Below are 19,414 nucleotides of genomic sequence, written 5' to 3'. Positions count from 1 at the left end.
GAGAAAATTAGCTGTTTTCCCTTATTACTTTTGTAACAAATGAAAAAAAGAAGTATTGCATTGATTATTTGGCTTATGTCCATCGCGCTGATCGGCGTAATGGCAATGCAGTATTATTTTGTGCGGGAATCCTTCATCAAGGAGTCCAAACTTTTTGATGAGGAAGTCAAGGCATCCCTTTCGGCCGTGGCCAATAAGATCGAGCGTCAGGAAATCTATGATTTCGCAAGGGAACAAGAACGACTTAACCAAGAGAAGTTCAGGATTGACCAGGAACGCATCCAAAAGAACGAGAAGATCCTTGCCTTGCAGGTGCAATACCAGGACAGCATCAAAACCTTGCAGAGAAGGGCTTTTGCCCATACCACCAGGTTCAACTTCCTAGAAAGAGAACTGAACCAACAGTTCCCGGCGGTACCCATCAGCAATGATTTCTACGAAACGTACCTAAATAGAAAAGAATACAAGCACCTTGTGCGAATCACCTTGGAACAGGGCCTAACCTCCGACAATACCATTGGAGAGTTCACCAATGTGGAGGCCATCAAGGTCGTCCCTAGGGTTGCGCAGAAGGACGATAGCACCCGATACCTGATCCCCGTATTCAACCCACCTTCCACCGAAGCGATTGCTTACCAGATCAGGACCCTACCTCCGCGTTATGATTCCAAGACCCTGTCAAAGATCGAGGAACTCGAGATTAAGCTCAATAACCTGAGAGGACAGCGATTATCAGAGGCTGCAACACTATATGACACCATTGCCATGTTAGGAGGCAAGAAAAGCTCTGTAATCGCCGATGTAGCCATGGGTATGGAATTATCCAAAAGACCTTTGGCCGAACGTATCAACGGGAAGAAAACCGTCAATCTATTGATCCACGAACTCCGTGAAAGAGGAATAAAATCCTCCTTCGTCATGGAGATCAAGGATTTCAATAAAATGCCCGTTTTCCAAGGAGTCTATCAATTCAACAACGAGCAACTCAAGGAAGTCAATAATCCTTTGATCTATACCGCTAGACTATTCCAAGGAGACCGTGGCAATGCTCCTGGCGAGCTTAGCATACATTTCCCTAACAAGGGCGGAATTATTGCCGAGACCATGGGCTATTGGCTATTTCCGACCATCCTAGCCTTATTGGCGCTGTTGATCGGATGTTTTGCCTATACCTTGAGCATCATCTTCAAACAGAAGAAGATGTCGGAGATGAAAACCGACTTCATCAACAACATGACCCACGAGTTCAAGACGCCGGTAGCCACCATCATGATCGCCAGTGAATCCTTACGTGACCCTGAGATTTCCGCCGATGGCAAGCGTGTCAACAAATTGGCAAACATTATCTACGATGAGAATGTCCGTTTAGGCTCGCATATCGAACGCGTCCTGAACATTGCCCGTCTGGAGAAAGAAAACCTAAAGATCGAGCGCACCAATGTGCACATCAACTCCTTGGCCAACGCAGTCTTGGAGAGCATGCGACTACAGATGGACAAGGCAGAAGGCACCTTGAATATTGACATTTCAGCAGGCAATGATTTAGTGGTGGGCGATGAACTTCACCTTTCCAATGTGATGTTCAACCTGGTCGACAATGCAATTAAATACTCTCAAGAAAAACCAGAAATCACTTTTAAGACTTTTAATAGAGGGAACAGTATCGTAATATCAGTTGCAGACAAGGGAATGGGAATGACCAAGGACCAACAAGAAAAGATATTTGACCAGTTCTATCGCATACCTACGGGAAATATCCACAACGTGAAAGGCTTCGGTCTAGGGCTAAGCTATGTTAACGATATCATCAAAAGACTGAACGGAAAAATCTCCGTAAAAAGCGAAAAAGATAAAGGCACACAATTTGAAGTAACTCTTCCTTTAAAGGACGCATCCAAGGAAGTAGCATAACATAAGAAAGAGAAAAGTATGAATCAAAAGATATTATTAGCAGAAGATGATCCTAATTTGGGCGAATTACTGAAGGATTATCTTGAATTAAAAGGAAAATTTGACGTTGTGCTCTGTACAGATGGTCAAGAAGGAATGGATGCCTTCCGAAAGGAAGAATTCGACCTTTGCATCCTGGATGTCATGATGCCCAAAAAAGATGGCTTCTCCCTTGGAAAGGATATCCGCAAGATCAATCAGACGGTCCCTATCATCTATGCTACTGCAAAAGGCATGATGGAGGACAAAACCCAGGCCTTCGAACTAGGTGGTGACGACTATATCACCAAGCCTTTCCGTGTTGAAGAACTTTTATTGAGAATAAATGCGCTATTAAAGAGAGCTTCCAAGGACAAAGAAGAAGAAGTATCAGACAAGTTTGAGATCGGCGATTATTTCTTCGATTACACCAGTCAGATTATCTCCTACAAAGGTCAACAGCAGAAACTGTCTACCAAGGAGGCCGAGTTGCTTCGTTTGCTTTGCTTAAAGAAAAATGATGTCCTGACCCGCGAAGAAGCCCTGATCAAAATATGGCATGACGACAATTACTTTACCGGCCGAAGCATGGACGTATTCCTGAGTAAACTGAGGAAATACCTCAAAGAAGATCCAAACGTGGAAATCGTCAATGTGCATGGTAAAGGATATAAATTGTTGGTTAGCTAAAAAGACTTGAGACAATAGACATAAGACAGTAGACAGAAAATATGGGATAAATATCTGTCCAATTTCATGTCCTAAAGATAAAAATATTATTACCATAAGAAAGGGGAATAGTTTACACTATTCCCCTTTCTTATGGTTGTTTAAGGACCTCAGCTTTTCTATTGTCTTGTGTCTTTTGTCTGATAGTCTAAAGATTTTCCTTGGAAAATAAAAATCTTATCCATATCTTAGCCGACGCTTATAGAGAAAGGCAGAGGGACTAGACCCGATGAAGCCTTAGCAACCTGTCTCTTGACAAGGTGCTACATTCTACCCCGATTGGGAAAGATAAGCTGGTTACAGGAATCCTAGGTAGCCTTCTCTTAGCAAAAAGACTTATTGGAATTTATTTAATTTAGTAGAGAACTATATGCTATTAACAAACAATTTAGGCTACCCACGTGTGGGTGCTTTCCGTGAACTGAAGAAAGCTAACGAAGCTTACTGGGCAAAGAAAATCAGCGCGGAAGAATTATTGCAGGCTGGACTTAAAATCCGTGAAAGCAATTGGAAGACTCAAAAAGATGCAGGTATCGAATTGATCCCATCGAATGATTTCTCATTCTATGACCAAGTCCTAGACTTATCTTTAACTGTTGGAGCTATTCCCGCTCGTTACAACTCCCTTTTGAACAAAATCGATCGCCAATATAACCTAGACTTATATTTTGCGATGGCTCGTGGTTTCCAAGAAGGTGGCGTTGATGTAACTGCCATGGAAATGACCAAGTGGTTTGATACAAACTACCACTATATCGTTCCTGAATTCGTGAAAGATCAAGAATTCAAACTGACTTCAGAAAAATTCCTAAGTGAATACAATGAAGCAAAACAATCAGGTATCGAAACTAAACCTGTCCTGATTGGCCCTATCACTTACTTATTGTTAGGTAAAGAAAAAGAAGCTGATTTTAACCGTATCGATCTAATCGACAGATTACTTCCAGTATACGAAGAGATCTTGGCTAAACTTGCTGATGCTGGCGCTAAATACGTGCAGATCGATGAGCCTTTCTTGGCTTTAGATATCGATGATGCTACCAAAGCTCTTTACGGAAAAGTATTCGAAAAGTTAGCTGCAGCTGCCAAAGGCATCAAATTAATCGTTGCTACATACTTCGAGGCATTAGGAAACAACGAAGACATTGCTGTTAACCTTCCTGTGCATGCGTTACACCTAGACTTAGTTCGTGGTGAAAACCAACTTGACACTATATTATCCAAAGTTCCTGCTTCCCTAACCCTTTCATTAGGTGTTGTTGAAGGCCGTAACATTTGGAAAAACGACTACGAAAACTCATTGAAAAAAATCAAACAAGCTGTTGATGCTTTAGGAAAAGACCGTGTATGGATCGCTCCTTCCTCATCTTTATTGCATGTTCCTTTTGATTTGGACAATGAGAACAATGAAGAGTCCCTACCTGCTGAGGTTAAAAACTGGTTAGCATTCGCTAAACAAAAATTAGCTGAGGTAAAAGACCTTGCAGTATTGGCTGAAGGTGAAGTTGATGCTGAAACACAAAAACGTTTCGAAGCAAACAAAGAAGCTGCTGAAAGCCGCCGTACTTCTCCATTAATCCACAGACCAGAGGTTAAAAACCGCGTCAGCAACATCACTGATGAAGATGCTAAGCGTACTTCTACTTTCAACGCTCGTAAAGAAGCGCAACAAGCGAAGTTCAATCTTCCAGGATTCGCAACCACTACAATCGGTTCATTCCCACAAACTAAGGATGTTCGTAAATGGAGAGCTGACTTGAAAAAAGGTGCCATCTCTCAAGAAGAATACGATAAAGAAATCGCTGCTGAAACAGAAAGAACAATCCGTTTACAGGAAGATTTAGATATCGATGTATTGGTACACGGTGAATTCGAACGTAATGACATGGTGGAATACTTCGGTGAGCAATTAGCTGGATATGCATTCACACAAAACGGATGGGTTCAATCTTACGGTTCTCGTTGTGTTAAACCTCCAATTATTTTTGGTGATGTTTACCGTCCTGAAGACATGACTGTTCGTTGGTCTGCTTATGCGCAGTCTTTGACTAACCGTCCTGTAAAAGGAATGTTGACTGGTCCTGTAACCATCTTACAATGGTCATTCGTACGTAACGACCAACCTCGTTCTACAACTACATACCAAATCGCTTTGGCAATCTTGGACGAAGTTCAGGCATTGGAAAAAGCAGGTATCAAGATCATCCAAATTGATGAGCCAGCTATCCGTGAAGGACTTCCGCTACGCAAAGCTGATCAGCAGGAATACTTAGACTGGGCTGTACGTGCATTCCGCGTTTCTTCATCCAATGTTGATGACGATACACAAATCCACACGCACATGTGCTATTCTGAGTTCAACGATATTATCCAAGATATCGCTGCCATGGATGCTGACGTAATCACCATCGAGACTTCTCGTTCTCAAATGGAACTGTTAGATGCTTTCGCAGACTTCAAATATCCTAACGATATTGGTCCAGGTGTATATGATATCCACTCTCCACGTGTTCCTAGCACAGAAGAGATGGTTAACTTATTACGCAAAGCAAAAGCAGTAGTTCCTGCAGAGCAATTATGGGTAAACCCTGACTGTGGTCTGAAGACTCGTGCTTGGCCAGAAACTAAAGCTGCCTTAGAATCTATGGTAGAAGCTGCCAAAATCCTAAGAGCTGAATAAGAAACATTAGTAATTTAAAATAAGATAAAGGCCGAGCAATTTTTGTTCGGCCTTTTACTTATCATTTATTTTAATACAGGTTTCTTTCGATTGGCAAAATAATAGATCGGCACTCCCATCAGGATCAATATAAACCCAGGCCAGGTGTACTGTGGTTTATACAAGATCAAAAGCACACAGAAAGCTGTTCCGATCAAGAGATAGACCAATGGAGGGATAGGATATAAGAATGTTTTATAGGGTCTTTCCAGATCAGGTCTCTTCCAGCGCTGATACATCATCGCCAGGACCGTGATCATATAGAAAATCACGATCACAAAGGACACCATGTCCAATAGGTTCCCATACTGCCCGCTCAAACACAATAGCGAAGCCCAGATTCCCTGAAACCACAGTGATCTTTCCGGAACATCATTCTTGTTGTTTGGAATGGCCTGCTTCAGAAAAAGGCCATCCTTGGCCATGCTCTGAAAAACCCTTGCTCCTGAAAGCACAATTCCATTCACGCAGCCAAAGGTTGAGATCATCACCAATATGGCCATGATAATGGTCCCTGCGCTTCCCAATAACTTTTCAGCTGCAGCTATCGCAACACGATCATTCGCGGCAAAGGCAATTTCTTCTCGATTTAAAGTGGCTAAATAAACATAATTGGCAAACAGGTAGAGGATCATCACCAAGCTGGTTCCGATCACCATGGCTATTACCACAGTCTTCTTCGCATTCTTAATCTCCCCCGCCACGAAGGTTACATTTTCCCAGGCTACACTACTGAAAACCGAACCTACCATGGCCGCAGCAATTCCACCAAGCAACACATTACCTGAAATCTCTTTCCAGCTTGAATGGTCAAGATTCTGCGAAGCAGACCAACCGAAGCTCATGTTCCCTGAAAACTGATTGCTCTCGATCAATAGAAGCCCGCCAACGATTAGGGCCAATAAGGCAATGACCTTGGAAGAGGTGAAGACGGATTGGACAATCTTGCCACTCCGCACCCCCTTACTGTTGATAAAAGTTAACAACAGTATGATTCCAATGGCAAGGATCTGCATCCAGGTGATCATAAAGGTGCCATTCTGGTAAATGGGAGCTGCATCATTCAGCTGTGGAAAGAGGTAGCCGGCGAATTTGCCAAAAGCAACCGCAACAGCGGCAATGGTTCCTGTCTGGATCACGGCAAATAAGCTCCATCCATACAGAAAGCCAGTCATTTTCCCAAAGACTTCAGTCAGGTAGGTATATTGTCCACCAGCTTTAGGGTACATCGAAGAAAGTTCACCATAACAGATTGCGGCAGCAATGGTCGCAACCGCAGTAATCAGCCATACAGCAATCAGCCAATAGCCCGACCCTAACTGTCGCATCATATCCGATGAAACAATAAAGATCCCACTTCCAATCATAGAACCCATGACAATCATAATGGAGTCCCATAAATTGAGTTTTTTATTCATAATTGGTTATTATATTCACCAAACGTACAAATAATTATTATGTTAATAATTTTCTTATTTCATAAAATTGTTGTTACCACATTTATTAGCGTAAATGAGACATCTCACACAGTATCAGCGTATCATGCCGTTACCTGAAGAAGAAAGGTTCTCGGAACATAGCATAGCTTTCCTGTAAATAAACCGGTATTGGCGTACAGTTCGTCAATCTTCGATTGACGATGACAGAGCCTTTTGCTGGAGTACCGAACAGATTCTTCACGAATTGTTCAGAATCAGAAGTTTTCTGAGAGGGATTCAGAGTGAAACGAAGAATCTATTACTGTTTTTTTTAATGGATTGTTATCATTGCGAAATCGTAAGATGAGCAATCTATTTTCTTTCCACAGAAAGATTCATTGAAAAATATTTCACCCACGCTGTGGGTTCTCTTTGTAGACAAACATTATCCTTCCGAAGGAAGCCCCTTAGCCACCGGCTCATTTCCAATGGCGGAAAAATGGAAAGAATGCCGTTGCCCTGTGCGATGGGATTGCTAAAATAAATCTGCCCTTCTAGGGCAGTATAGCTCAAAAATCATCCTTTACCCCTGTCAACCTGAAGCACGAAGGTTCTCGGAACCAGACAAATAATCTTGGCGAAAGGTTCCTGCACCTTCGGTCCAGGATGACACGCATGGGTATAAGAAAACCATACAGATTCCTCACTATACGTTCAGAATCAAAATGCGCTAAAGAAGGCTCCAAAAGTAACGAAGAGAATCATTTCACCTTTATGGCCATTCCCACTGTAGACCTCCAAATCAAACATTATCATTTTGAAATTGTTTAATAAACTAAACACAGAACTATGAATAGATATATTGGATTTTTGGCACTTGCACTGACAACATCATTGTTCAGCAGCTGTTCGTTAATTGAAGGAATTTTTAAAGCAGGGATGTGGTGGGGAATCATCTTGGTGATTGGCGCCGTTGTCCTCGTAATATGGTTGATTTCCAAGCTGTTTGGGGGACGCGGGGGAACAAATTAAACTTTAACTAAAATTTCATTATCACTTAATGCGAATATCAGTAACTTCCCATCAAAATAAATAAGATGAATAGATTCATTTTGAGCTTACTGATATTCGTTACTACTCACTATGCACAAGCCCAAGAAGGCTACCCTACTCCAACCAACAAAGAAAACCTGCTCTTCTATATCCAACACAATCGAGGTAAGAACACCTTTATCTACGACCTGAATAAGAATGGCTCAAATAAAGTGGACGAAGATGAACCCATCCGGGTATATCGCCAAATATTTGATAAGTCCGGAGAAATAAGACCCCTTACCGGTATTCAGAAAAACTTTGCCTATGGCATCGAAGCCAAGCCTATTGACGCCCATACCTACGAAGCAACCATTGTATCGCTTCCCAGTCAGAAATTTTACCTGACCGTTCCAACAAAAGGCAAGGCCTACGTTGTGACTACCGTCAATGGGCTAAAAATAAAAGTAAACAGGATTTTCATTAGACAAAAAGATGGCACATCTGGCTTAACAACCAAGGTCGATTACATTCTTTTTTACGGAACTTCCAAAAACAAAGAGGTCGTAGAGAAACTCCTGATCGACTAAAAGTCCCATTTTTAAAATATTTTAAATAGCTATTTCTGGTTCCCACCGCATAGCACAGGATGGATATTTCAATTTTTTAACCGTAATTTCGTGGGCACCACCTAAATCTTAAATAAAAATGAGTGTAAAAATCAAGTATCCCTATAACCCAGGGTATCCTTCTGTAGCTGCCTTGAAGAAAAGAGCGAAATGGCGCATTCCAAAATTTGCATTTGATTACCTGGAAGGCGGATGTAATGAAGAGCTCAATTTGGCCAGAAATGAGAATGATTTTGATGATATCCTTTTAAAGCCGCAATACCTCCATGTTTCCGGAGATATTGATATGTCCGTTGAACTCTTCGGAAAAACCTATTCCGCACCTTTTGGGATTTCCCCCATCGGTTTGCAGGGTCTGATGTGGCCTAATGCACCCGAAATATTGGCTAAGGCAGCAGCAAAGAACAATGTTCCCTATATCCTGAGTACGGTATCGACCTCTAGCATTGAAAGAATTGCCGAAGTTTCCAATGGCGAAGCCTGGTTCCAGCTCTATCACCCTACCGAAGATCGCCTTCGTGACGATATATTAAATAGGCTTAAAGCCGTGGAATGTCCAGTGCTCGTGGTATTGGTCGATGTACCATCCTTTGGCCTTCGCTATCGCGAAATCAAGAGCGGACTGTCCATGCCTCCCAAAATGAATATCAGCAATATATTCCAGGCCATGATCTGTCCTGAATGGGGAATCAAGACCCTGCAGCACGGCATCCCAAATTTTGCAACCCTACAACCCTATATGGAAAAAGGTCTTGACCTATCCCAACTGGGGCAATTCATGAACAAGACCTTTACAGGTAAAGTAAACATCCAAAAGGTAAAGGCCATCCGTGATCTATGGCCAGGTCCACTGCTGTTGAAGGGCATCACAACCCAAGAAGATATGGAAGCTGCAATTTCCATCGGGGTCGATGGCGTAATTGTTTCCAATCATGGCGGTAGACAGATTGATGCCGGTGAATCTTCTATCCATTCCTTGATCCGCTTGACACAAAATACCAGCTATGGCAGCAAGGTTAAGATCATGTTGGATGGAGGTATCCGATCAGGTGTAGACCTTGGACGCGCCTATGCAGTGGGATCTGACTTCAATTTTATGGGAAGACCATTCATGTATGGAGTGGGTGCCTTAGGCGATGAAGGTGGAGACCATACCATTAACATGTTTAAAGCGCAACTTTATCAAGTCATGCAACAATTAAGTATTGAAAATATAAAACAGTTCCCTTCAAGATTATTGTAACTCGATAATTTCTTGTAAAAAATAGGCTATAAACTCTTTTATAGCCTATTTTTTTGTACCCAGCCCCATTTGTTCCCGTTTTTTTGATGTACATTGGACAACTTTATGAAGCAACCTATTCATGAAAACCGTACAACCTAATCAAGATGTTATTTAAATTTTCGAACCTATTCTGGCTAATATGCCTTCTTTGCTTGCCATTCCAAACCCTTCAAGCTCAAATTGAAGTCAAACTCAACAACAATCAAGAATTTCGATACGACCTCAAAAAAGGTAGTTTTTCCTTGTTAGAAAACAAGAAACTGGTATTTGAAAATGCCATATCCAGCTACCAATTAAAAAGCGGCGCGGTTCAAGATGTGTCCTCATCAAATCCCCGGGCCTTAAAACAAAAGTTTAAGGACAATGCAGGCTCAGGCATCTGCTATTCCATTGAGCATCTCTCCAAAAATGGAACAAAGGCCATCCAAAACTTCTATTTCTATGAGGGAAGTCCTTTTTTCGTTATGGAGCTCGTCTTGAAAGGCAGGAACATCAGCTCAAATGCATTATCGCCTTTCCAACTAAAAGGACAATCCCTTCTATCTGGAAAAAACTTGAGTTCTGTCTTTGTCCCTTTCGACAACGATACATTTATCGAATACAAGCAGCAAGATTTTGCATCCGAACCGTATGAAAGCTCTGAGTTAGGGATTCTATATGACAATAATGACCAATCCGGATTCCTGACCGCATCTTTGGATCAATCAACCTGGAAAACGGGGATCTTGGCGAAGCAAGATCAACAGCAAACAGACCTTGAAGTCAAAAATGGCTTTGTCAAGGCAAGTGTTACCCGCGATTCCATGGAGCACGGTTATCTTTCCGGGAATGAAATCCGTTCCTCCAAAATCCTGATCTCTTATTCCAAAAATTGGCAAGACGGTCTGGATGAATTTGCAAAATTCCAAAGAAAACTTTTTCCTCCCAACATCAAGGCATGGACAGCAGGCACTCCAATAGGTTGGAACAGCTGGGGCGTGATCCAAACCAAGCTTTCCTGGGAAAATGCGACCGCAACGGTGGATTATTTCAAGGACAGACTCCCAAAATTCAGAAATGAAAACGGAAATGCCTATATCGACCTAGATTCTTTCTGGGACAATATGGTACCGGGAGGAATGACAGGTGATTACAGTAAATTAAAGGAATTTGCCGATTACTGTAAAGCTTCAGGATTGGAACCTGGGGTGTATTGGGCTCCATTTACTGATTGGGGGCATGGTTCTGGACCTGATCGAAAAGCCGAGGGATCGGACTATACCTTCGGAGAGATGTGGACCAAGACCAGTGCTGGATTCCATAACCTTGACGGTGGCAGGGCATTGGACCCTACCCATCCCGGCACGCAGGCCAGAATGAAATACATCCTCGGGAAACTAAAGGAATGTGGGTTCAAGATGATCAAAATTGACTTCCTTTCCCATGCTGCCATAGAATCAAGTAAATTCTACAATCCAAATGTCAAAACCGGAATGCAAGCCTATGCGATTGGGATGACTTACCTGAATGAGCTGTTAGATAATCAAATGCTGATCTATGCAGCCATATCCCCTTCCCTTGCCACTTATAGGTATGCCCACATGCGTAGGATAGCTTGCGATGCTTGGAAAACGATCGATCAAACAGCCTATACCCTAAACGCCATAACCTTTGGCTTCTGGCAGACCTTCCTCTATGATTATATCGATGCTGACCACTTGGTGTTTACAGGCGAATCCCATGATGTCAATATAGCAAGGTTCCTTTCAGGAGTTGTCGCTGGACCATTGATCTTAGGTGATGATTTCTCCCAGGTCGAAGAGTGGCATAACAGCATGGAACCCATTCTTCAGAACCCAGAGATCCTGAACATCATTAAAAATGGAAAAAGCTTTAGACCTCTTCCAATCATGCAGGATAATAGAACCAGCAATGTCTATTTGAAACGCGAAGGGAACAAAGCTTATTTGATTGCAATCAACTTCAAGGAAGCTCATGCCCATTTTGAAATTGACCTGAAAAGTTTAGGTCTGACTGGAAACTACAAGATGCAGGACCTGATCAATACCCAGGAAAGTAAGGTTGCTTCAAAGCTGGAAATAGAATTTGAAAGCATTGGAGGTAGGATCTTTAAACTGGAAAAGGAATAATTGATGGAATCAACAAGCATTGATTCTCGTTGTTATTCCCTTTGCCTATCCATATATTTTTTAATCAACGAAAGCAGATCGGAATAGCCTTTTTCAGACTTAATCATTCCTTTATCTTCATAAGTGGTAATTAAATCTCTTGTAGTTCCTTCCTGCATATAGATCTGCAAGGTAATCCTACAATCAGTTTCATTGACGGAATTCAATAGCACATTAATGGCTAGTTTATAATCACTTCTAAAGAGGTTATTGGTCCTCGAGAGAAATCCTAATTGTATAAAACCCTCTGCACGGTCTAACTTCTTGATGAAATAATCATTCTCAAGCGCAAATTGCTTGAGATGATCAAAGGTCTGGTCTTGGGTAAAACCAACTATATCTATTGATTTATTTATTTCTTGTCCATTAACCTGGAAGGATAGGAAAAAAAATAACGCTAAAATAAGGCTGTGCTGGATCGCTTTCATAATGGAGGCTTTTGTGTTTAGACCTCCAAAAATTCTACAGGTTTAAAACAAAATTATTTTGCTCCAAATTTCTCTTCGTAGGTTTTCTCCAGAGAGAACATTTCGTCCCGAAGTTTTGCAGCTTCCAAGAATTCCATTTCCTTGGCAGCTTTCTCCATACGTTTTCTCACAGTTTCTATCGCCTTCTTCATTTCCTTTTCACTCATATATTCGATCAAAGGATCAGCCGCAACGGAGGCACCTGCTTCCGGCTCAACATAAAACTTAGGTTCGCCTTTAAAGTCAGCCACTGAAGTTTGTTCCAGGATCTCCTCTTTGGTCTTCCCTACTGTCCTAGGTGTTATGCCATGCTCCAGGTTATAGGCAATCTGCTTATCCCTTCTGCGATTGGTTTCATCGATTGTCACACGCATACTATCTGTCATCTTATCGGCATACATGATCACACGTCCCTTGTCGTTACGAGCTGCGCGACCGATGGTCTGGATCAAGGATCTTTCCGAACGCAAGAAGCCTTCCTTATCCGCATCCAGGATGGCCACTAAGGTCACCTCTGGTAAGTCAAGTCCTTCCCTCAATAGATTGACCCCTACCAATACATCAAACTCGCCCAGACGCAGTCCCCTCAAGATCTCGACCCTTTCCAAAGTCTTTACCTCTGAGTGTATATACCGAACCTTGATATTTAATCGGGTCATGTATTTGGTCAGCTCCTCAGCCATCCGTTTGGTCAAGGTCGTAGCCAAAATCCTTCCACCCTCTTTTATCGTTTTATCAACCTGTTCCAAGAAATCGTCCACCTGATTCACCGCCGGTCTGACTTCCACAACCGGATCCAACAGTCCAGTCGGACGGATCACCTGTTCCACAACCACACCTTCGGTCTGTTGCAGTTCATAATCTCCAGGAGTCGCTGAAACATAGATGGTCTGATTGGTTAAAGACTCAAATTCCGGAAAGTTCAAAGGACGGTTATCCAATGCTGCTGGCAAACGGAAACCATGCTCAACCAAGGAAATCTTCCTGGATCGGTCACCACCATACATTGCCCGCAATTGCGGTATGGTCACATGGCTCTCATCGATCACCAACAGATAATCATCAGGGAAATAATCCAACAGGCAGAACGGTCGCATGCCCGGATCCCGGCCGTCAAAGAAACGGGAATAATTCTCGATTCCTGAGCAATAGCCCAACTCACGCATCATCTCCAAGTCGTAGTTCACCCGTTCTTCCAACCTTTTAGCTTCCAGCATTTTTCCTTCATCCTCCAATTGGGTTTTCCGAGCTACCAATTCATCCTGAATCGACCAGATGGACTGGGTAAATTTATCCTTTGGCGTCACGAAAAGATTCGCTGGAAATAAAGCCAGGCTTTCATGTTTTTCCAAAGTCCTTCCCGAAACCGGATCGATTTCACTCAACTCATCAATCTCATCTCCAAAGAAGGAAACACGATAGGCTACATCCAAATATGCAGGGTAAACATCTATGGTATCGCCCTTTACGCGAAATGTTCCACGTTTAAATTCAGCAGTAGTCCGTGCGTACAGGATTTCGACCAACTTATGCAGGAATGCATTCCTACTGATGGTAGTCCCTACGCCGAAACGGAATATAGACCTGGAAAAGTCTTCCGGATTACCCATACCATAAATACAGGAAACCGATGAAACCACGATAACATCACGTCTTCCAGACATCAGGGCCGAAGTCGTTGCCAATCGCAGCTTTTCAATCTCCTCATTGATAGCCAGATCTTTCTCGATATACGTGTTCGTATGGGCAATAAAAGCCTCCGGTTGATAGTAGTCATAATAGGACACAAAATAATTCACCGCATTGTTCGGGAAGAATTGCTTGAATTCTCCGTACAGCTGCGCCGCAAGGGTCTTGTTATGGCTTAATATCAAGGTGGGCTTCTGGGTTTGCTGGATTACATTCGCTACAGTAAATGTCTTCCCCGAACCTGTAACCCCCAAAAGGGTCTGATAGGTTTCGCCCTGATCCACGCCACTCACCAATTCTTTGATTGCTCCAGGTTGGTCACCTGTTGGTCTATACTCTGATGTTAACTCAAATTTCATAGAATGCCTTTCGTACACCTAAGTTATCAAATTTTATTCCCTTTATAGTTATCTGCCCTGCAAACAAACGAATCCGAAAAATTATTGTTATTTTGGTAGCTAACAAGACTTTTTGTCATGGTCACTATCTTAACGAAACAAAACAGCATTGCAAACCATTTCTTAGCAGAACTAAGGGATGTAGGGGTTCAAACAGACAGGATGCGATTCAGAAGGAATCTGGAACGCTTAGGCGAGGTAATGGCCTATGAAATCTCCAAAACCTTCGAATACAAATATTCAGAAGTGGAAACTCCACTTGGCGTGGCCAATACCCATCTCATGAGCATTCAACCGGTCATCGCAACGATAATCCGTGCAGGTTTGCCTTTTCACCAAGGCTTGTTGAATTATTTCGACAATGCAGACTCTGCTTTTATAGCTGCCTATAGGCATACCAAGAAAAGCGGTGAGTTTGAGATCCACAAGAAGTATCAGAACACCCCTAACCTAGATGGTAAGATCGTTATTATGGCCGATCCCATGCTAGCCACCGGCCGCAGTCTAGTCTTATGCTGCAAGGACCTCATGAATGATTATGACATCAAGGAACTGCATATCGCCACGGTCATCGCTTCTGAAGAAGGGCTACAGCATGTTCAGGCATTCTTGCCCGAAGTACAGATCTGGGTAGGTGCCGTGGACAATGAGCTGACGAGCAAGTCTTATATCGTTCCGGGGTTAGGCGACGCTGGAGACTTGGCTTTTGGCAACAAAGAATAGAAAAAGCGCTTTAAATTAAACAAATACTTAGCAATTTATTAACATATAACAATTAGATAATGAATCACATATCCGTAAATTTAATAAACAAATTTTCATACTATGGAATGGCAAAAATACAACGGAGAGACAATAAAACTTCCTTTATGGTCCGCAGTTGAGGAGACCATTGTAAGGGAGAAAAATGCTGGCAACAAACTCAAGGTCTACATTGGCACTGACTCCCAAGTCAAAAGAGGAACGGTCGAGTTTGCAACAGTCGTTGTCTTCCTCAGAGAACACCGAGGTGGTTTTATGTTCATCAGAAAAGACAAGAAAAGTCACAACATGACCATCAAAGAAAGAATGCTTTTAGAAGTTCAGCATTCGATTGAAACCGCATACGAACTTTGCCCCCTCTTGGATCAATACCAAATCGATCTAGAAGTCCACGCCGACATCAATACAAATCCAAATTTCCAATCCAATACTGCACTGAAGGAAGCCATGGGCTACATCCTAGGAATGGGTTTTATTTTTAAGGCTAAACCAGAATCTTTCGCCAGCACGAATTGCGCCAATAAATTGGTTCAATAAGCCTGAACAGAGATCCCTTCTTAACCGAGTCACCTCTTTAATTACTCCCCGTAATTGAAGGATGCATAACTTACCCCCACAATTTTGATCTAAATCCTAGGTCAGTAAAAATCTTCTCCCCTAATTTTTCTGAAAACCTTGTAGAATTTTTTTGGTAACCTTTTAAGAAATCTTGCGGTTTCACCTTGACCTCATTCGAGACACATTCGGAAATTCCGAATTGGCTATAATTTTTTCAGAATGATTCTCGAATGATTCTCGAACATGCCTCGAATAAGACCCCTACTATTGGACCGTTTCCTGTCCTGAAATGGGAAATTTTTCTGACCATAATTTTTAATAATGGATTAGAATGGGCACTTTTATTGAAAATATCTAGAAAAAGAGCATGCAGGACTTCCTACAGCAATTATATGAGCAGTTTCTGCTGACTTCTCCCCTGGAATGGTTGGCAACGATTACCGGTTTCCTGTGTGTCTATCTTGCCGCCAAGCAAAATATCTGGAATTGGCCTATCAGTATTGTTTCCGTCCTGACCTATTTATTTATCTTCTATCAAAACAAGCTGTATGGCGACTCTATTCTGCAGATTTATTTTTTAGGGACAGCAATTTACGGGTGGTACTATTGGAATAAAAGGGCCCATTCTGAAGAGCGTCCGATCAGTTCCTTCAACAGCAAACAGATGCTTTTGACCATTGTCGTGATTTTGGTGCTTTCGGGGATATTGGGCTTGGTCTTAGACCGTTTTACCGACACCGATGTGCCTTATGCAGATGGATTCTGTACAGCAACCAGTTTTGTTGCGCAGTTTCTGATGACGAGAAAGGTGCTTCAGAATTGGCTTTTGTGGGTATTTGTGGACATCTGCTATATCCCCTTATATTTCCACAAGGACCTGCTCTTGACAGCTCTGCTCTATTTGGCTTTTGCCATTATTGCTTGGAATGGCTACCGGGATTGGAAGAAAACCTATCAAAATTTTCAGTAATATTGCCTTTCTATGGAAATTGAAAGAGTGCATCCCAGGAAGATTGCAGTGGTCGGTCCGGAATCAACAGGCAAATCCACCATGGCAAATTACCTTGCCAAAGAGTTAGGAACGGTCTGTGTCCCCGAATATGCTCGATATTATTGCAAAAACCTGAACAATCAATATACCTTACAGGATGAGACCAATATGTTTTACGGGCAGGTTGCACTGGAAGAGGCATTGACCGCATCGGCAAACAATGGACTCATGGTTTGTGATACCACGATATTGACGGTTAAGATTTGGTCTGATCATCTTTTTGGCTATACTCCAGAGGAAGTAACTGAAGAAATCAGATCAAGGAAGTATGACCTCTATCTCCTGATGGATATAGACCTACCATGGGAAGATGATCCATTACGAGATTTCCCTACAGAAAGAGCACACTTTATGCAAGTTTGGAAAGAGGAACTAAAGGCCCTCCAAGCGGAATACGTAATCATTTCCGGTCTAGAAGAGGCCAGACTACAGAACGGATTAAATGCCGTAAAAAAGCAATTAAAGCTATAAACAAGAAAGCCGAGGGATATCCCTCGGCTTTCTTATTTATAGATTAAGCAATCAGCAAAGTCTAAATACTAACTACTAATTACTAAATACTCATATTAATAACGGTATGCTTCTGGCTTATAAGGGCCTTCAACAGTTACACCGATATATTCAGCTTGTTCAGGAGTCAATTCATCCAATTCGACACCGATATGGGCAAGGTGCAGACGAGCAACTTTTTCATCAAGGTGTTTAGGTAGGGTGTACACTTCTTTTTTGTATTGGTCAGTATTGGTCCATAGTTCCAATTGAGCCAATGTTTGGTTGGTGAACGAGTTTGACATCACGAAAGATGGGTGACCCGTAGCACAACCTAGGTTTACCAAACGGCCTTCAGCTAAGAGGATGATATCTTTGCCATCGATTGTATATTTATCAACCTGCGGTTTGATTTCTACTTTAGAGCTGCCGTGGTTTTGGTTTAACCAAGCCACATCGATTTCATTGTCGAAGTGACCGATATTACAAACTACAGTTTTATCTTTCATTGCCTTGAAATGCTCAGGGCGGATGATGTCTTTGTTACCGGTCGTAGTTACCACGATATTAGCTTCTTTGATGGCATCTTCCATTTTCTTCACCTCATAACCTTCCATTGCCGCCTGCAAAGCACAGATTGGGTCAATTTCAGTTACCAATACACGCACACCTGCAGAACGCAATGATTCAGCAGAACCTTTACCTACATCACCATAGCCGGCAACTACCGCAACTTTACCTGCCAACATCAAATCGGTCGCACGGCGAATGGCATCAACCAAAGATTCACGACATCCGTACTTGTTATCAAATTTAGATTTGGTCACGGAGTCATTAACATTGATCGCTGGTAAATGAAGAGTACCGTTTTTCATACGTTCGTATAGACGGTGCACACCTGTAGTGGTTTCTTCAGAAAGACCTTTGATGCCATCGATCAATTCAGGGAACTGGTCGAATACCATATTGGTCAAGTCACCACCATCATCCAAGATCATGTTCAATGGTTGTCGATCTTCTCCAAAAAACAAGGTTTGTTCTATACACCAGTTAAATTCCTCTTCATTCATGCCTTTCCAAGCATAAACAGGGATACCAGCAGCAGCGATAGCAGCAGCAGCATGATCTTGAGTAGAGAAGATATTACAAGAAGACCAAGATACATCCGCACCTAGTTCAACTAAGGTTTCAATCAATACAGCAGTTTGAATAGTCATGTGCAAACAGCCAGCGATTCTTGCGCCTTTTAAAGGTTTGGTTGCACCAAATTCCTTACGTAAGGACATTAAGCCTGGCATTTCCGCTTCTGCTAATTCTATTTCTTTACGGCCCCACTCTGCTAAAGAGATGTCTTTTACTTTGTAAGGTACGTAGGTAGTTTCTAATGATGACATAGTTTTCCTTTTTGATTTTAGAACCACAAAATTACTTGATAGTCAAATCAATTCAAAACATTGCTGCATTATTCACTGTAAAATTGACATTTTCTTGAGGATAACGGCTTGACTATGGTATCATTTAAGACTATATTTGCATAAATCATTAAGAATTAGAATATGTATCCAGAATATTTAGTAGCTCCAATGCGTCAAGAATTAGTTGATGCTGGATTTCAAGAATTAAAGTCAGCATCTGAGGTTGACTCTGCAATTCCTTCTGAAGGAACTGTATTCGTAGTAGTAAACTCGGTTTGTGGTTGTGCTGCTGCCAATGCGCGTCCAGCTGCAAAAGCTGCCGTTAAAAACGAAAAACACCCTGACAAATTGGTTACTGTATTTGCCGGAATGGAAAAAGAAGCAGTAGACAAAGCACGTCAGTATATGTTACCTTACCCTCCATCTTCTCCAGCAATGGCATTGTTCAAAGATGGTAAGTTGGTGCATATGATAGAAAGACATATGATTGAAGGCAGACCTGCTCAAATGATTGCTGACAACTTAGTTGCAGCTTTCGACGAGTACTGCTAACATTCATTGTATTTTGATTTTTGAATATCGAAAAAGCTTCTTTTAACCTTAAAAGAAGCTTTTTCTTATTCAGGGCAATTTCAGCTTTTTCTTAGTACATTTGTCTTAAATCATCTTAACGAAA

At 42.0% G+C, this 19,414-nt stretch carries 17 protein-coding genes and 1 riboswitch; of the genes, 12 read left to right on the top strand and 5 right to left on the bottom strand.

Features of this window, described 5'->3' with window-relative positions; translation table 11 throughout:
• Window positions 1-39: 39 nt before the first annotated feature.
• The 3 genes from ACWICE_RS14560 (at window position 40) to metE (ending at window position 5,338) form a co-directional block, all read left to right on the top strand.
• On the top strand, window positions 40-1,911 hold the full coding sequence (locus ACWICE_RS14560) for a sensor histidine kinase (protein ID WP_454298664.1): 1,872 nt from the start codon (window positions 40-42) through the stop codon (window positions 1,909-1,911).
• Between the two features lie 18 nt (window positions 1,912-1,929).
• Window positions 1,930-2,619, top strand: a complete 690-nt coding sequence (locus ACWICE_RS14555) for a response regulator transcription factor (protein ID WP_093100433.1) — start codon at window positions 1,930-1,932, stop codon at window positions 2,617-2,619.
• A gap of 235 nt (window positions 2,620-2,854) precedes the next feature.
• Window positions 2,855-2,953: riboswitch (SAM riboswitch) on the top strand.
• A gap of 75 nt (window positions 2,954-3,028) precedes the next feature.
• Window positions 3,029-5,338: a 5-methyltetrahydropteroyltriglutamate--homocysteine S-methyltransferase gene (gene metE, locus ACWICE_RS14550; RefSeq protein WP_254529636.1), complete on the top strand. Its 2,310-nt coding sequence runs from the start codon at window positions 3,029-3,031 to the stop codon at window positions 5,336-5,338.
• Between the two features lie 65 nt (window positions 5,339-5,403).
• On the opposite strand, the gene ACWICE_RS14545 is transcribed toward metE, so the two are convergent.
• Window positions 5,404-6,795, bottom strand: coding sequence for an APC family permease (locus tag ACWICE_RS14545; protein WP_313261636.1), 1,392 nt, complete (start codon window positions 6,793-6,795; stop codon window positions 5,404-5,406).
• Window positions 6,796-6,925: 130 nt separating this feature from the next.
• Complete coding sequence (locus ACWICE_RS14540; protein ID WP_313261635.1) at window positions 6,926-7,057, bottom strand: hypothetical protein; 132 nt, start codon at window positions 7,055-7,057, stop codon at window positions 6,926-6,928.
• 587 nt (window positions 7,058-7,644) lie between these two features.
• Between ACWICE_RS14540 and ACWICE_RS14535 the strand changes: the two genes are divergently transcribed.
• The 4 genes from ACWICE_RS14535 to ACWICE_RS14520 all read left to right on the top strand — a co-directional run bounded on the left by ACWICE_RS14535 (window position 7,645) and on the right by ACWICE_RS14520 (window position 11,870).
• A complete protein-coding gene (locus tag ACWICE_RS14535; protein ID WP_093100438.1) occupies window positions 7,645-7,827 on the top strand; it encodes a hypothetical protein in 183 nt (60 codons plus the stop codon).
• 65 nt (window positions 7,828-7,892) lie between these two features.
• The gene (locus ACWICE_RS14530) at window positions 7,893-8,417 is read left to right on the top strand and encodes a DUF4833 domain-containing protein (protein WP_185217645.1); all 525 of its coding nucleotides are present in this window, start codon (window positions 7,893-7,895) and stop codon (window positions 8,415-8,417) included.
• Between the two features lie 118 nt (window positions 8,418-8,535).
• On the top strand, window positions 8,536-9,699 hold the full coding sequence (locus tag ACWICE_RS14525) for an alpha-hydroxy acid oxidase (protein WP_454298663.1): 1,164 nt from the start codon (window positions 8,536-8,538) through the stop codon (window positions 9,697-9,699).
• A 146-nt stretch (window positions 9,700-9,845) separates the two neighbouring features.
• On the top strand, window positions 9,846-11,870 hold the full coding sequence (locus ACWICE_RS14520) for an alpha-galactosidase (RefSeq protein ID WP_454298662.1): 2,025 nt from the start codon (window positions 9,846-9,848) through the stop codon (window positions 11,868-11,870).
• Between the two features lie 32 nt (window positions 11,871-11,902).
• Here the strand turns inward: ACWICE_RS14520 and ACWICE_RS14515 are convergent, their stop codons facing one another.
• Window positions 11,903-12,337 carry a hypothetical protein gene (locus ACWICE_RS14515; protein WP_313261629.1) on the bottom strand — a complete coding sequence of 145 codons (435 nt, stop codon included), beginning with the start codon at window positions 12,335-12,337 and terminating at the stop codon, window positions 11,903-11,905.
• A 53-nt stretch (window positions 12,338-12,390) separates the two neighbouring features.
• On the bottom strand, window positions 12,391-14,424 hold the full coding sequence (uvrB, locus tag ACWICE_RS14510) for an excinuclease ABC subunit UvrB (protein ID WP_313261627.1): 2,034 nt from the start codon (window positions 14,422-14,424) through the stop codon (window positions 12,391-12,393).
• 117 nt (window positions 14,425-14,541) lie between these two features.
• Here uvrB and upp point away from each other — a divergent pair, with 117 nt between their 5' ends.
• The 4 genes from upp to ACWICE_RS14490 all read left to right on the top strand — a co-directional run bounded on the left by upp (window position 14,542) and on the right by ACWICE_RS14490 (window position 17,305).
• On the top strand, window positions 14,542-15,186 hold the full coding sequence (gene upp, locus ACWICE_RS14505; RefSeq protein ID WP_185213290.1) for a uracil phosphoribosyltransferase: 645 nt from the start codon (window positions 14,542-14,544) through the stop codon (window positions 15,184-15,186).
• A 102-nt stretch (window positions 15,187-15,288) separates the two neighbouring features.
• On the top strand, window positions 15,289-15,762 hold the full coding sequence (locus ACWICE_RS14500) for a ribonuclease H-like YkuK family protein (protein ID WP_185213289.1): 474 nt from the start codon (window positions 15,289-15,291) through the stop codon (window positions 15,760-15,762).
• A gap of 388 nt (window positions 15,763-16,150) precedes the next feature.
• Window positions 16,151-16,753: a nicotinamide riboside transporter PnuC gene (pnuC, locus tag ACWICE_RS14495; RefSeq protein WP_454298661.1), complete on the top strand. Its 603-nt coding sequence runs from the start codon at window positions 16,151-16,153 to the stop codon at window positions 16,751-16,753.
• A gap of 12 nt (window positions 16,754-16,765) precedes the next feature.
• On the top strand, window positions 16,766-17,305 hold the full coding sequence (locus tag ACWICE_RS14490; RefSeq protein WP_454298660.1) for an AAA family ATPase: 540 nt from the start codon (window positions 16,766-16,768) through the stop codon (window positions 17,303-17,305).
• Between the two features lie 95 nt (window positions 17,306-17,400).
• Here the strand turns inward: ACWICE_RS14490 and ahcY are convergent, their stop codons facing one another.
• Window positions 17,401-18,717 carry an adenosylhomocysteinase gene (gene ahcY / locus ACWICE_RS14485; RefSeq protein WP_254529650.1) on the bottom strand — a complete coding sequence of 439 codons (1,317 nt, stop codon included), beginning with the start codon at window positions 18,715-18,717 and terminating at the stop codon, window positions 17,401-17,403.
• Window positions 18,718-18,879: 162 nt separating this feature from the next.
• Here ahcY and ACWICE_RS14480 point away from each other — a divergent pair, with 162 nt between their 5' ends.
• Window positions 18,880-19,290: a BrxA/BrxB family bacilliredoxin gene (locus tag ACWICE_RS14480; RefSeq protein ID WP_185213285.1), complete on the top strand. Its 411-nt coding sequence runs from the start codon at window positions 18,880-18,882 to the stop codon at window positions 19,288-19,290.
• The last annotated feature ends 124 nt before the right edge of the window (window positions 19,291-19,414 follow it).

Source organism: Sphingobacterium sp. NPDC055346, from assembly GCF_053645235.1.
The sequence above is the reverse complement of the archived record's forward strand: the minus strand, read 5'-3'. Positions and strand labels throughout refer to the sequence as shown.

What these genes read in the sequence shown, in the direction of transcription:
- ACWICE_RS14560 (WP_454298664.1), top strand. Translation starts at nt 40, where the DNA reads ATGAAAAAAAGAAGTATTGCATTGATTATTTGGCTTATGTCCATCGCG.
- ACWICE_RS14555 (WP_093100433.1), top strand. Translation starts at nt 1,930, where the DNA reads ATGAATCAAAAGATATTATTAGCAGAAGATGATCCTAATTTGGGCGAA.
- metE (WP_254529636.1), top strand. Translation starts at nt 3,029, where the DNA reads ATGCTATTAACAAACAATTTAGGCTACCCACGTGTGGGTGCTTTCCGT.
- ACWICE_RS14545 (WP_313261636.1), bottom strand. Translation starts at nt 6,795, where the DNA reads ATGAATAAAAAACTCAATTTATGGGACTCCATTATGATTGTCATGGGT.
- ACWICE_RS14535 (WP_093100438.1), top strand. Translation starts at nt 7,645, where the DNA reads ATGAATAGATATATTGGATTTTTGGCACTTGCACTGACAACATCATTG.
- ACWICE_RS14530 (WP_185217645.1), top strand. Translation starts at nt 7,893, where the DNA reads ATGAATAGATTCATTTTGAGCTTACTGATATTCGTTACTACTCACTAT.
- ACWICE_RS14525 (WP_454298663.1), top strand. Translation starts at nt 8,536, where the DNA reads ATGAGTGTAAAAATCAAGTATCCCTATAACCCAGGGTATCCTTCTGTA.
- ACWICE_RS14520 (WP_454298662.1), top strand. Translation starts at nt 9,846, where the DNA reads ATGTTATTTAAATTTTCGAACCTATTCTGGCTAATATGCCTTCTTTGC.
- ACWICE_RS14515 (WP_313261629.1), bottom strand. Translation starts at nt 12,337, where the DNA reads ATGAAAGCGATCCAGCACAGCCTTATTTTAGCGTTATTTTTTTTCCTA.
- uvrB (WP_313261627.1), bottom strand. Translation starts at nt 14,424, where the DNA reads ATGAAATTTGAGTTAACATCAGAGTATAGACCAACAGGTGACCAACCT.
- upp (WP_185213290.1), top strand. Translation starts at nt 14,542, where the DNA reads ATGGTCACTATCTTAACGAAACAAAACAGCATTGCAAACCATTTCTTA.
- ACWICE_RS14500 (WP_185213289.1), top strand. Translation starts at nt 15,289, where the DNA reads ATGGAATGGCAAAAATACAACGGAGAGACAATAAAACTTCCTTTATGG.
- pnuC (WP_454298661.1), top strand. Translation starts at nt 16,151, where the DNA reads ATGCAGGACTTCCTACAGCAATTATATGAGCAGTTTCTGCTGACTTCT.
- ACWICE_RS14490 (WP_454298660.1), top strand. Translation starts at nt 16,766, where the DNA reads ATGGAAATTGAAAGAGTGCATCCCAGGAAGATTGCAGTGGTCGGTCCG.
- ahcY (WP_254529650.1), bottom strand. Translation starts at nt 18,717, where the DNA reads ATGTCATCATTAGAAACTACCTACGTACCTTACAAAGTAAAAGACATC.
- ACWICE_RS14480 (WP_185213285.1), top strand. Translation starts at nt 18,880, where the DNA reads ATGTATCCAGAATATTTAGTAGCTCCAATGCGTCAAGAATTAGTTGAT.